Source organism: Buttiauxella izardii (genome assembly GCF_003601925.1).
Lineage (GTDB): Bacteria > Pseudomonadota > Gammaproteobacteria > Enterobacterales > Enterobacteriaceae > Buttiauxella > Buttiauxella izardii.
This window is the reverse complement of record NZ_QZWH01000011.1, coordinates 23,035-36,436: the sequence shown is the minus strand read 5'-3', so window position 1 is coordinate 36,436 and position 13,402 is coordinate 23,035. Positions and strand designations below refer to the sequence as shown.

The 13,402-nt window shown below is 38.2% G+C and carries 10 protein-coding genes; all 10 read right to left on the bottom strand.

The features are described 5' to 3' along the window. Window positions 1-431: 431 nt before the first annotated feature. A complete protein-coding gene (locus D6029_RS07085) occupies window positions 432-1,406 on the bottom strand; it encodes a glycosyltransferase family 2 protein (protein WP_120064091.1) in 975 nt (324 codons plus the stop codon). Window position 1,407: 1 nt separating this feature from the next. Beyond that, window positions 1,408-2,532: a polysaccharide pyruvyl transferase family protein gene (locus tag D6029_RS07080; RefSeq protein ID WP_120064090.1), complete on the bottom strand. Its 1,125-nt coding sequence runs from the start codon at window positions 2,530-2,532 to the stop codon at window positions 1,408-1,410. A 133-nt stretch (window positions 2,533-2,665) separates the two neighbouring features. Beyond that, entirely contained in the window at window positions 2,666-4,204 is a 1,539-nt protein-coding gene (locus D6029_RS07075; RefSeq protein WP_208642671.1) for a lipopolysaccharide biosynthesis protein, read from the bottom strand. A gap of 262 nt (window positions 4,205-4,466) precedes the next feature. Further along, on the bottom strand, window positions 4,467-5,576 hold the full coding sequence (locus D6029_RS07070; protein WP_120064089.1) for a hypothetical protein: 1,110 nt from the start codon (window positions 5,574-5,576) through the stop codon (window positions 4,467-4,469). A gap of 21 nt (window positions 5,577-5,597) precedes the next feature. Beyond that, window positions 5,598-6,359 carry a glycosyltransferase family 32 protein gene (locus tag D6029_RS07065; protein WP_120064088.1) on the bottom strand — a complete coding sequence of 254 codons (762 nt, stop codon included), beginning with the start codon at window positions 6,357-6,359 and terminating at the stop codon, window positions 5,598-5,600. Further along, window positions 6,356-7,072, bottom strand: coding sequence for a WecB/TagA/CpsF family glycosyltransferase (locus D6029_RS07060; RefSeq protein ID WP_120064087.1), 717 nt, complete (start codon window positions 7,070-7,072; stop codon window positions 6,356-6,358). Before D6029_RS07060 ends, D6029_RS07065 begins: the two co-directional genes overlap by 4 nt. 47 nt (window positions 7,073-7,119) lie before the next feature. Continuing rightward, window positions 7,120-9,261 carry a polysaccharide biosynthesis tyrosine autokinase gene (locus D6029_RS07055; protein ID WP_120064086.1) on the bottom strand — a complete coding sequence of 714 codons (2,142 nt, stop codon included), beginning with the start codon at window positions 9,259-9,261 and terminating at the stop codon, window positions 7,120-7,122. Window positions 9,262-9,284: 23 nt separating this feature from the next. After that, a complete protein-coding gene (locus D6029_RS07050) occupies window positions 9,285-9,719 on the bottom strand; it encodes an arsenate reductase/protein-tyrosine-phosphatase family protein (protein ID WP_120064085.1) in 435 nt (144 codons plus the stop codon). Window positions 9,720-9,724: 5 nt separating this feature from the next. After that, on the bottom strand, window positions 9,725-10,858 hold the full coding sequence (locus tag D6029_RS07045) for a polysaccharide export protein (RefSeq protein WP_120064106.1): 1,134 nt from the start codon (window positions 10,856-10,858) through the stop codon (window positions 9,725-9,727). A 72-nt stretch (window positions 10,859-10,930) separates the two neighbouring features. Then, on the bottom strand, window positions 10,931-12,034 hold the full coding sequence (wecA, locus tag D6029_RS07040; RefSeq protein ID WP_167455981.1) for a UDP-N-acetylglucosamine--undecaprenyl-phosphate N-acetylglucosaminephosphotransferase: 1,104 nt from the start codon (window positions 12,032-12,034) through the stop codon (window positions 10,931-10,933). Between the last annotated feature and the right edge of the window lie 1,368 nt (window positions 12,035-13,402).

Sequence of the window (13,402 nt, the reverse complement as noted above, 5' to 3'; positions counted from 1 at the left end):
AGAGATGAGTCGCAATCTAAATCTTTTTACTTTAAAAACTAAAAGAATATAAAAGAATGCAATAAATATAATTGAGCAAATAACTCCAGGTAAAAATGCCCAGTGAGTTTCACAAAAAATTCTATGATTTATTAAGCACCCAACAAGTAAATAAAATAGCAGGTGTTACTTGTAATATTAACAGGTTATCATGATAAATTGAAACCTGAAGTCACAGATGAAAACTTCATAAACAGTTTCAATATTGATATTGATATTGATGATAAATACTCTAATGTCAAAAATATGAACATAAGCATTCAAGCAGTCACATGAAAAACATTATATTCCCTGTAATTCCATGTTCATACATTATGAATAAAGAGTAATCAATGTAGATATAATCGTAACACTTACAAAGTGTAACCATGATTAGAAATTTACATTGCTAATCACCGAATTATTTTTCTCAAACTATGAATAAACACCAGCATCATTCTTGCAACAAAAAACTGTCGGAGTGCACCAGCATACAATATGATTTTATTATAAATAGGCAGAGGACTACGCCAAATAAAATCATTGGTCCCTTGGAATATATCCCATAACGATGTAGGAATATTATTTCTATTACAATATAATATCCAAGACTTTTGATTCAATTTAAAGAAAGCAAACTGCTTCGATAAACAACCGTATAGCTCGAATTTTTTTAAAATAGAAGAAATAACATCAGTGGCAGAGATTATTTCTTTAACTCTTTCTTCATTAATAATCGCAGTAATAGAATGCTCATTCATTTTATTATAATAAACCAAAGGAGATTCAATGTAAGAAATGATTTGTGCAGCAAAAAACACCTGCATAATAAGAATGAAATCCTCAAGGTAATTAACACCCGGGTAAAACCCGAAGTTATTATCAACATATAATTTACGTTTAACTAACTTGTTCCAGGTTGAGCCATGTAACTCTCCGCTCAACAATTTCCGGACACAATCAACACCATTGATAGCTATAGGTTGTTTAACATGTATATTTCTCGTTGAATATACTTCTGTATAATCACATATCACCACATCGGCATTTTCTGCAATAGATTTGGTGTGCATCGTCTCTAGCCAATTATCCTCGGCCCAGTCATCACTATCTAAGTGAATGATATAATCACCAGTAGCAAGAGTCATGCCTTCAGCACGGGTGGCAGCAACGCCACGATTTTCTCGGCTAATTAAGATAACATTATTTCTTTTCCCAGGATAACAAGCTATTACCTGATTGATAATAGCTAGAGAATTATCTTCAGAGCCATCATCAATAATAATAAATTGCACATCATCAAGGGTTTGTTCCAACAGACTGGTAATTGCTCTCTCTACATATTGCTCAGCATTGTAAACTGGCATTATAACAGACACTTTCGGCATGTTATTTCTTTTCCCCTTGCAGGGCTTCCTGTAAAAAAGTATATGCAATCTGTTGCTCTGCCATTTTTAACTTATTTACCGCACCGAAATTAACAGGCTGATTGATTTTATCTATGGTTAAATCTTGCAATGAAAATACCAATCGTTCTTCTAAGCCAAACTTTGCCAGAATTGAGGTGAAACGTGCAAGACCCCGATCATGATTACCAATAGCAATAAAGGGCTTATTAAAAATAATAGCGAAGGCAACACCATGAAACGAATCGGTGACAACATACTCTGCATCCATAAAACCACGGAGCCACTGTGTAACTGGTGGGTAAATACCGGTAGTTTCATCTTGCATTACAGTATAAGGGGTTAGTCCACGAGCGTTTGCAACCGTACTAATTATAGCCTGCTTTTCTGGATCCTTATCGAGCACATAGACCATCATATTCCCCATTGACGGCTGAATGTAATCCTGGTTAACCAAGGTACAATAGTCTGCTTTGTCCAGTAAAAGAGTGGGATCGATGACATGCACAGCATCAACCGCAAAATAGTCACGGCAAAGCTCTACGGCTGAATCTTCACGCACGCCAATTGCATCAAATTGCTGCAGCCGTTTGGCATAATGTGACAAGTCATTTTTACGAAATTCATTACAGTGGTCTACGCCAAAAGAGGCCGCATAAGCAATCCGCTTACTTTGGCGTTCGTCACCTAAAAAGTCTAAAAAAAAGGCAGGCATACCAGGGGAATAAAAAGGTCGCCATACCTGATCACTTCCCACTATATACGCATCAAATTGATACTGCTTGATGTAAGTAAACTCGTTAAGTGATGTAATGATTTGAGTGGTACGAATATGCTCAGAAGCAAAGCGCCTAGTGTGCTGACCATGAAATTGCTTTTTTTGTTCTGTTATAGGAAAGACATGTTTTACATGTCGGCAGAGTATATATTTTTGTATCGAATTAAGAATGATTCCTCTTATTCCCCAAAAGCGCGGTTTATTACGCCCTTTGAAGTCAACTGTTAATACTTCGTGCCCTTGCTTCACTAAATAATACTGCAGTGCATAGGCTTGTAAGAGACCACCATAGTTATTATGTAAGGGTTGGGTAAGTATGCCTATTTTCATTAGATAAGTGACACCTCAATTAAATTTCTCAATACTTCTTAACGGCTATTCGATAAACTAAATATATAAAGGTAACTCAACACTATCTGGCCATAAAAAAGCTAACTAGATATGAATCTTCTCGACCATCACATCAACAACCATTCCTATGGGACAAAGTAAACAATATAAACTTTAATTTTTTAAAAATAAATTCCCGTTCAACGGGTTCAAGTCCTAGTGAAGTAATAGCAAGTAAACAATATATAGAGATGAGCGTTGACCCACACCAAAATCCAAGTGTATCAAACAAAAAATAAATTGTGGCGTAATATAATGCAATGACTGCAATAATAATTAACACACTGCGTAAAACCACTTCTCTTAAATATTCCACAACGGGAAGAAATGTTATTTTTTTAAGAATAACCAACCTTACTAAAAACGCAACTACAGAGATAGTAATACCAACATATATCACTGTTTGAGGTTGCCCACCAGTCTTTAAAATAAAATAAGATAAAGGTAAATTTAGTAATAAAACACCACCCACTATACTTTGGTATAGTTTTATTTTCCCTGTAGCTTGAACTGATGTCATCAATGGTGCAGATATACAATCCACAAGTATATTAGCAATAATTAGCCGAACAAATATAGATGTATATTCGGGTGTAGATCCAAGCCAGGAATTTAATATAACATCAGTATTTATAATTACTGGCATGGATAGAAAAAACAAAAGAAAGAAATTGTATTTAGCCCCATAACAAACTAACTTATGCATATATGCCATATCCTGAGATGCATATGATTTTATAATTTGCGGATTAATTGCAACCTGTAGACTTTGCACGAAATTATTTAGCGCTGAGGAGACCAACATCGCAATAGCTCTGGCGGCGTTGACCGAGGGCCCAAAAAATATATTCAGAAGGATATTTATACCTTGCCCACTAATTACTGCCGCGATATTACCCCAAAGGTTCCACCCCGTATAAGAAAGCATAATCCTGAATAGTTTCTGATCCCAATAAATTCTAAACTTAGATTCAGAAAATATCTTCGTGCAATATGTTGCATAAATTGCACAAATAATAAAGGAAACAACAAGACTAAGTGAGCCATATAAAATTAGCTTGTCAATTTTCATTGAACCAAGAATAAATACGATCAATAGCTTCAGCATCACATCAATAATGCTTACCCACGCGAAGACACTCATTCGTTCATGAGCAATTATTAGAGCATTATAGGGAACACTGACGATGGTAATCATGAATGAGAAGAGTGCTAAATGAAATACCCATTCTGCTGCATATACTCTATCAGCCGGTATAGTAAGGTGTGTCTGAACGAACCACAAACCTACTGTTTCCCCAATTAATAGTACAAACAAAGCAATAGAAACATGAATATTCATACTCATGCTGAAAATACTACGCACGTCTTTATCTTCAGATTTACCTAACTCAAATGCAAGAAAACGTTGTGTCGCTGATGACATTGCACCGTGCAGGAATCCAAGCATCGTAACAAAACCGGCTACCACATTATAAATACCAAAATCATCGACTCCAAGGGTTTGGAGTATGACTCTTGATGTGTATAAAGAAACAGCCATTGTGAGTAGCATGCGAAAATACAACATCATTGCATTTTTAGCCATGCGTTTATATTTTCTATTTTGCATATTAATTAACATTTGTTTATATCAAAGTAGAGAAGAGCTGGTTGGAATTTTGCAGGAATAGGCATAATTTCCAAAGTATCCATATCGTGTTGCTAATTGGTGTTGTGAGTATACCAAAAAGAATCTTTGTCTATAGCCATTTTTTCATCTTTCTCTTTGGCACAAACGTTAATCCTTTATATTTTGTCAAGATATTACTGATAACATAATTTCCCTTCTCATCCCTTTTGTGGCTTTTTAAATGTATTTCCCCCCTCCCTGTTTATAGTTTTTCATGCTCTTCATTGTACGATGTAATAATAAAAATCAATCCTAACATGCAAAGTGCACTATTAAGAGAACTGACTGAAAACCCATTTAGCAAAATACATGCAAAGGCTATAATAGAAGATCTAACGGATAAATGTGTACTCAACAACCGCCACAAAATTAATAGTGTTAATATGAAACCTAAAAACCCAAAATCATAGATGACACGTAACACAAAAGAATGCAATATAACAGAGTAACATTCATAACTCCCATTATAACTAAAGAGAACTTGATAAAAAGATAAACGAGAACATGTGTAAGCATCTAAAGGCGCTAGAATATAATTTCCAAAAATATAATTTAATATACCCCAACCTTTAATCGAGTGCAAAAAACCCTCAAAAAAAACATATCTATCAATTTGCTGCAACTCCATCCCAACCATGCGAGATTCAAATATCTTAAATACTGTCAACGCAAGCAAAGATAAAAAAATTAGCTTTAGAATTATCTTATAATCTATTGTTTTGAACATATAACAAAACATCATAAATAATATACACAACAGGCCAGAACGTGATCCAGAAAGTAAAAAAACAGATGGTAATATGATCATTTCCAGCTTAGTTAACCCACCAACTCTTTCAATTTTTACAATCGATAAAAGAATCAAAAAAAGCAATTCGAAATTATTTTCAACAAAAATACCAGGCCGACTCGAATCGGATAAAAAATGCCAGAGTATATACTTAATTAAGAAGGAATAGAGTAGAAGCGTATATATATTTTTGATAAAAAGCGGACTAAAAGCACACTTACCACTTAAATAAAGGAGAATCATAAAATAAACAACAAACTTATTAGCCAAAAAATAATCTAAATAATTCACCCCCATTATCCCGACATTAATAATTGTCTTGATAACGATATAAATAGTAATTATATAAAAAACTGTTGCGCTAAATTTTGAATCAAACTTTGGCCTAAAGAAAAAAGATGTTGATAGTATTATCACTTCTAATATATTATCCACCGGAAGGATATTATATTGGCTATAACTAATTAACCCTCCGATGATGAAAGAAACCAAAGAAATAGAATATATTATTGTTAATGGCATAAATTGTCACAACTCTGATTTTTACTTGTTAATTTTACGACAAGTAGTAGCATTAATTTTACTTCTGAGTATCAAATATTTATTCTTCCCTATCAAAAAAACCATTGCAGATATTACTTTTTTTAATACTCTATGCTTTAATGTGAACCATGAGCCATTGAAATGATGTATGGATACACTATTTATATTCCTCGTTATTTTTCCCGTCATATGATTTTTTGGACTAAAGATAAACCAAGGATAGATATTCAATCCGCTTTTAAGTTGAATATGTTTATCAAAAGACTCAGAGATGTTAGTCAAACCATATTCTCTATTCAGTATTCCACTTATAATAACTGTATTAGGTATCATGCTGTATTTCCCACGTTCTTTAATGAAACTGTTTTTGGAATAATATTCTAAAACACGTTTTATTAATGGGTGATTTTTTTCAGCTCCAATTACAGCAGTAGAAATAAGCGCGTTATCTTCAAATCCAAGAAATGCATTATGTTCTAAGTATGGCGTTAATGGTTTTAAGAGCTCCACATCAGTGTCTAAATAAACCCCTCCGAACTCATTTATCACATAAACTCTAACAAAGTCCACCACAAAAGCCCATTTTTTAGTTTGGTAAGCTTCAAGGGCGAATTTATTTGCGCTAAAATCAAAATTATCTTCATTCCATTCAATTATATCATACTCAGGACACATTATTTTCCATGATGCAATACACTCCTGTATGAGTTTACTTTTCTCTTGCCTTCCAAACCAGCAATAATGAATGATTTTTGGAATCATGATCTTAGTCTTTTCTGAATTTTCATATTTATACTTTCATATATATATCTAATAATAAATCTTGGATATGTTTTAATGACCTTGACCCTAACATGTTTATGCATTATAATTCTTTGAACCCAACGCAACCCTGTTTTTTTCACTATGAAATTATAATACTCTTCTTTAATTGATGTTTGTGTAATAAATCCGCCACAAGTTATAACTAACCTGTGTTTATTAAGCATGTAAATATCTAGAGCAACCCGCTCTTGCCTTGGCGCCCCCATTGCTATAATTACAACATCAGAGTTTATTGTTTTCTCAGCTATGGTTTCTATATCGCCGTCGCCAAAATAACCATCATTACAACATCCCAGTCGTAATAATGGATATCTTTTTTTAAAAATAATCAAAGCTTTATCAAGTTCTTCTTTTTTAGCTCCAATAATAGAAATAATTAATTTATGGGATTCACAGAATCTAAAAAAATCGTCGGCAATAGAGGAAAAATCAAAGCTTATTCTTTTTACTTTTCTTTTATTAAAAATATTATGCATTAGACATAATAATGCACCATCAACAAAAAAACCATCTATACTCGATGAAACGCTCTTATCCTCTTTCAACATGTAATACGAGAATGGGTTGACGAATGACACTATTTGACCAGTTTCGTTGGTGATTATTTTTTCTTTAATATCTGAATAATCATTATAACTTAACAACCTCATACGCAGTCCTATGCTTTTGTCCTATTTAGATTTATTGCTCTACCCAATCAATTATATGAATAAGCTCCATATTCATAATAATTACTGGCCCTTTTTTCTACACCATTGAATATCACTCCATTAATTGCCAAGTTGTTTTGTTCAAAGCGCTTAGCTGATGCAGCCATTTCTTTCAACGTATTCTGCTGAAAACGAGCAACAAGCATAGTGGTTCCAGCATATTTAGCTGCAATACAAGCATCACTTACGGCTAGAACAGGTGGGGTATCGACAATGACTAAATCATAATTCTCTGAAGCCCATTCCATTAAGGTTTGAAAGTTTACATTCATCAACAATTCAGAAGGATTTGGGGGGACTTGCCCACGGGATATAAAATCAAGATTTTCAATTTCTGTTTTCTGAACTACTTCAGTGAAGGGCTTGGTACTAATTAGGGCATCTGAAAGACCATTCTTCTCATGGCAACCAATAACATGGTGTACTTGTCCCTTCCGCAAATCAGCATCAATCAATAGTACTTTTTTATCTGACTGAGCAATCACAGCAGCTAGGTTACAACTTACAAAAGTTTTTCCTGCTTCTGGAGTTGCCCCAGAAATTAGTAAAATATTATTTTCAGCCTGCATCATGGCGAAATGCAGACTTGTTCGGAGACTACGAATAGCTTCGACAGATAAATCGGTAGGGTTATCTGTTGCAAGCAAATTAATTGAACGCACTGTTTTTCGTCTGCTCTTTATAAGTCGCTGGTTTTTTTCTTTTAGCCATTTGGAATTGGGAATTGTGGCATACACATTTAGACCCAAACTCTCAATCTGCTCACTACTTTCAATACCGTTATGCAAAAATTTTCTTAATATACAATAAGCTAACGCACCTAACATCCCAGATACCACACCCAGCAAAACAACTAATGTTTTTTTCGGTGCAACTGCTTTTCTCTCCGCCACTGCCGTATCAATAATACGAACATTCCCAACAGTACTAGCTTTATTAATATTAAGTTCCTGCTGCTTATTTAACAGCAACATATAAACCTCCTGCCCGGATTGAACATCGCGCGTTAGGCTTAGTATTTCTTGCTGGGTTTTCGGCATATTACTAATACGAGCATTCAACTTATCGCGCTCTTTCAGCAATAATCCTTTCTTTTCCAGCAAGGTGCGGTAGGCCGGGTGGTCGCGGGTGTATAGTTTTGATATCTCTGCTTCTTTAAAGGTCAGCTCATTAATCTGTGTTTCAAGCGCAACCGTATTATCAAGAACTGATTTAGCTTCTAAGGATAAATCAACGGATTCATTTTGCTGGCGGTACTGGTTCAGGCGGTTTTCAGCATCATCCAGTTTGGCACGTACCAGAGGTAGTTGTTCTTTCAGGAAATTGAGGCTTTTAGCGGCTTCTTCAGATTTACGACCAACGTTTTGTTGGAGGTAGTTATTGCTGATGCGGTTTAAAATCTGGGTAGCTTGCTTAGCACTTTCCCCTTTAAAGGTTAGCTGCAACATGCCACTGTCTTTACTCAAATCTGTTACTGAGAAATTCTCCAGCAGGTTGTTAATCGCTGTCAGTTTATCCAGTTTGGTAACGACAAAGGTTGTACCCACTGGTGCAACAATTTCACTAACAAGTAAGTTTATATTGTCTTTGTCTAACAGAACTCCCGTCTGCCCTTGCAATATTGATCCATCGATACTGACTTCATACTGAGTGCGGGAAAGTACTTTCAGATAAAAGGGTTGATCTAACAATTCATCACGCAGCGTTAAACGTGAAATAGCGATCACGCCATCCTTGTTTCCTAATAGACGAGCCAGCCCTTTACCAATAATAGGGAAGTACTTTTCTTCTACTACGGTATCCAACGCCAGCTCATCAACCGTTTTCCCCAGCACCATACGAGATTTTAATAAGCCAATCTCAGTCTGCGATTCAGGTTTGCTATCCGGCATAATGTCGGATAGCTTGCTCAATACGCTGCTACCTGCACTTTGTTCAACTTGCACCAATGCGCTAGCGCTATAAATTGGTGTCGCGAGTAACGCATAAGCAATACTCACCATAGTGAATACCATGGTGATAATTGCTATCTTCCATTTGTTATCCTGCAGTACACCGACGAGCTCATGGAGTTCTATCTGATCGCTTTTATTATTGCTTTTATTAATACTAGAAATTTGTTCTGACATTTATTTAAATCTCTGTTCTGTATTTATTTCTTTAACGCCAGGACCCAGCGCGCGGTGCTTTGGGATAATTGGGTATAAACCAGTTGGTACATTTCACGGCTTTTCTTATACGGGTCGCCGATTTCCAGCTGGTTCTGCCAGTGGCCGAATAACATGGTTTTTCCGCTGACTTCTGGGAAACTCTTTTTAATCCGCTCGAGGTGAGATTTTTCCATCACCAGGATTAGGTCATATTGCATCGCGAGTTCTGATGAAAATGCCTGTGCGCAATGCCCTTCAAGTGATACCCCATGTTCGGCCGCCACTTCAGCGGCCATGGCGTTCGCTTCGTTGCCGACTAATGCACCCAATCCTGCGGAATCAATTTTTTTGCCAGGCAAAGCCTGACGCATTAAACGCTCCCCAGTAGGGGAGCGGCAGATGTTACCGATGCAAACCACTAAAATAGAATCAAACATAATCGTTACCAGGTCTTAATCATACGGACGGTTTCAGTCATGTCGTGAACACCGTTAATGGTTGGGACTAACTGGCCGATTACGCGGTTCCAGCGAGCAAGTGGCGCGGTAGTGACATACACGATGTCATACGGTTGCAGTTTGAATTCGGTGCCCATCACCAGCGCGGTGGCATCGGAAACATTCAATTGGTAGACGTTAGCAATCTTGCCGCTGGTGTCTTTGCCGCGCGTTGAGCGAATAACAAAAATACCGGTCGCGTCAGATGTCAGCTGGTCGATACCTTCTGCATTCCCCAGCGCTTCGGTCAGCGTCATGCCGCTGCGGTCCATTTTCAGGGTGGTTTGTTTTTTCACTTCACCCATCACGAACACTTTCAGGTCGTCGTTGCGCGGCACATACAGAATGTCGCCGTTGTACAGCAGGCGGTTTTGTTGCAGGTCGCCATTTTTCAACAGTGCCTGAAGGGAAATCCGCTCGTCTTTGCCGTTATGGGTCAGCACCGCATTGTTCCAGTCGGCATTTTCAGCAAGGCCACCGGCCTGGTTGATCGCATCCATAATGGTTAACGGCACGTTGGTAATTGGTTGTTGACCAGAACGGGCAACTTCACCGGTGATATAGGCTTTTTGAGAGCGGAAGGCTGCAACGCTGATATCGATTTGTGGGGTTTCAATATAGGCAGCCAGTTTATTGGTCAGCTCTTCACGCAGTTGAGCCAGTGTGCGACCAACCACTTTTACCTTGCCCGCATACGGATAGAAAATGGTGCCGTCGGACTGCACCCAGTTACCGGTGTCGGAAGCACTACGATACTGGCCTGCTGGCGTCGTCAGTTCCGGGTGATCCCACACGGTGACCATCAGAATATCGCCCACACCAATGCGGTATTGGTAGTTCTGCACTTCATCTTCTAACTGCGGATTGGTGCGCGCCACGACTGGAGCAGGGTTCAGGGAATCAATCAGTTTTGGAGTAACGGTATAAACGTTAACTTTGTCGTTGATATTTACGGTGTCGTCTTTATTGACGATGGTTTTGCCGGAAGTCGTAAGGTTGCTGCCAGGAACAATGGTGCAGCCACTCAGCAGAGCCGCCGAAATCAAAAGCGGAATTGCTGCTAATTTTACAGTCATCATGTTGGTCACTTGGTTCATCAAAGAGTGTAAAGCCCAGCGGCGCTGGGCTTTTATGCAAAGGGAATTCGGGAGTTAGCGATTGCCAGCGGGGATATTGGCACTCGCAGTGATGTTTTGCGGCTGGGTGTGCTTCGCTCTCAGGTCTGGGTTCCGTTTCTGTAGCTTATTGTTTGTGAACAAATAGCCTGTGAATAACCCGAGGAACAGCAGCAGAGAGAGCCACTCCGCAGTGCCAAGCTGGGAGAGAACAATCCCAAAACCGGCAAATAGAGCAGTGAGCAAAGTCATGACCAGCACCGTCTGGCGGCCAGTTAACCCACTGCGCATTAAAATATGGTGCAAATGATCGCGGTCCGGATGGAATGGGCTGTGCCCACGGCGGATACGGCGCACCATAATGGTGACCATGTCCATGAGCGGCAATGCGATTACCCACAGTGCGGTGACCGGTGCCATCACGGCTTTATTGCCTTGGCTACCAACAATCACGAGCCACAACATGGTGAAACCAATCACCATGCTGCCCGCATCGCCCATAAATACTTTGAGGCGTTTCGAGCCAATCAAGCCCATGTTGAGCATCAAGTACGGGATCAGGGCAACGATCATTAGCAGGCACCACATGGCACGCGCGTGAGCTCCAGCGAGTAAAAATACCACCATCAAAGCGGCGAATGTCGCGCTGGCAACGGAGCCGAGTAAACCGTCGACGCCATCAACCATATTGAAAGCGTTGATTGCGGCCCAGGTCGCGAAGAGTGTCACCAGGTAGCCGACGAGGCCAAGTGTGAGTTCGTAGCCGCCCAACACATGGCCGAATGTCTGGAGGTAAAAACCATCGACCATAATGATGACAGCAGAGAGTGCCTGGATGAAAACACGCGGCACGACTGGGAGGTCATAGCGATCGTCGGCAATCCCGACAAACAGCAATAAAGAGATGCTTATCAGGTACGGAAGGAAGTGCGCAGTGGTGTGAGGCAGAACTTCAGGCCAGAACAGGTAGAAAACCACTATCGCGCAGTAGAAAGAGATCCCACCGACCAAAGGAATTTCTCCTTTGTGCTGTTTACGCCCGCCGGGCTTGTCCACCAGACCACATTTCAAGGCTACGAAGCGAGCGATAAGCAGGAATGACATCGCTGTTAAAAACATGATGAAAATTTCTTTACCCATGGTCATACCTTATTTCTTTCAGGCAAAGCTACCGCCCATGGCGACTGCGGAAATACCCACATACCATTCTGGATTATCAATTAATGTGCATTTATGGACATTGCGACAATACCACCCACTTGCGTAGGATAATTCTGAAGCGGGTGCATTCTATTACGTCTGATTTTCAAGGTCAAAATTACAGCGCTCAACTTAAGCTGACCTTTAATTTATTTATCTACGTTACTATTTTTATTGAATATAATTTTTTTACATTAAAATCAAAGGTTTAAATTTATACAGCGCGTTTTCGTTGGATATCTTTCGATTATAACCAACAACCATGAATGTATATTCAAACCGAACTTAATAATAAGAGGCCGGGATATTATCCATCAATTTAATTTAAGTAATAGAATTAATAATTAATGATTAAATAGATTTAAATATGGAAATCGATAATTGTTAAATAACTTTATTAGTGCTGAATGGTAATTTTATTAAACTGGTACAACCAGATGCAGTAAAGAATCAAAAAATTTTAGTGTGGGAAATTTAAAAACGGGAATGGGGCTGATTGAGGATATAGCGAGGGCAAGAAGGGGAAGTTCATAAAAAACAACAATGGGTAGGTTCTTAGCTATTCGTGCTATAAATGTTAGTTATAGGAATAATCTCAGGTCAGTGACTTAAACACTACAGTGACTTTTTGCATCCAAGGGCTGCTTGATGCAGCGGCACGTATAACACCATTTACATAACACGCTGAAATATAGACATTTTTATATTTAAAATCTCATATTACTTTCCCGTTTAATATTGATTTAAGTGGTTAACTGATTGGTTTTCTGGTTTTTTAACGAATTTTTACAGTATACGTGTGAAGGAAATGTAGACCAGCAGGTCAATTTTGAGGGTGGTTATACCTAAAAGGAGGGGGATCATAAAACACATGGAGGTGGGCAGTTTTGTATTATAAATCACAATTCTGGAAAGGTTGGTTTGCAGAAATCTACGTAACCTTACAAAACATATTCACATCGTGAATAGATTTAAATTTAAACAAAAAAAATGCAGGTGAAGATTGGCAATTTTTAATCATTGTGCTATCTAAACCACACCGCCGTAGCCTGGTTGTTGAGGTGTGTGTGATGGCATTAATGAGAATAGTTCTCTAAAAGTTGGTTTATTTTTTAGCACCTAACAAAAATTTTTTTAAAAATTTTAAATAAGAGAAATTTAATGAGCAATGTCCTGTAGTTTATTTTTGATACTCCATTCAAAACATCAAGTTTAAACTAACAAAATCAATTACTTAAATAACGCGCGACGTTGACATACCCACATAGTTTACTCAGGATTGTCTGAGTGATGGCTCATTAACCTTTC

Excerpts from the sequence above, each read along its gene's own strand:
- D6029_RS07050 (WP_120064085.1), bottom strand. The coding sequence starts at position 9,719 with ATGTTTGATTCTATTTTAGTGGTTTGCATCGGTAACATCTGCCGCTCC.
- D6029_RS07080 (WP_120064090.1), bottom strand. The coding sequence starts at position 2,532 with ATGAAAATAGGCATACTTACCCAACCCTTACATAATAACTATGGTGGT.
- D6029_RS07070 (WP_120064089.1), bottom strand. The coding sequence starts at position 5,576 with ATGCCATTAACAATAATATATTCTATTTCTTTGGTTTCTTTCATCATC.
- D6029_RS07075 (WP_208642671.1), bottom strand. The coding sequence starts at position 4,204 with ATGCAAAATAGAAAATATAAACGCATGGCTAAAAATGCAATGATGTTG.
- D6029_RS07085 (WP_120064091.1), bottom strand. The coding sequence starts at position 1,406 with ATGCCGAAAGTGTCTGTTATAATGCCAGTTTACAATGCTGAGCAATAT.
- D6029_RS07055 (WP_120064086.1), bottom strand. The coding sequence starts at position 9,261 with ATGTCAGAACAAATTTCTAGTATTAATAAAAGCAATAATAAAAGCGAT.
- wecA (WP_167455981.1), bottom strand. The coding sequence starts at position 12,034 with ATGGGTAAAGAAATTTTCATCATGTTTTTAACAGCGATGTCATTCCTG.
- D6029_RS07060 (WP_120064087.1), bottom strand. The coding sequence starts at position 7,072 with ATGAGGTTGTTAAGTTATAATGATTATTCAGATATTAAAGAAAAAATA.
- D6029_RS07065 (WP_120064088.1), bottom strand. The coding sequence starts at position 6,359 with ATGATTCCAAAAATCATTCATTATTGCTGGTTTGGAAGGCAAGAGAAA.
- D6029_RS07045 (WP_120064106.1), bottom strand. The coding sequence starts at position 10,858 with ATGATGACTGTAAAATTAGCAGCAATTCCGCTTTTGATTTCGGCGGCT.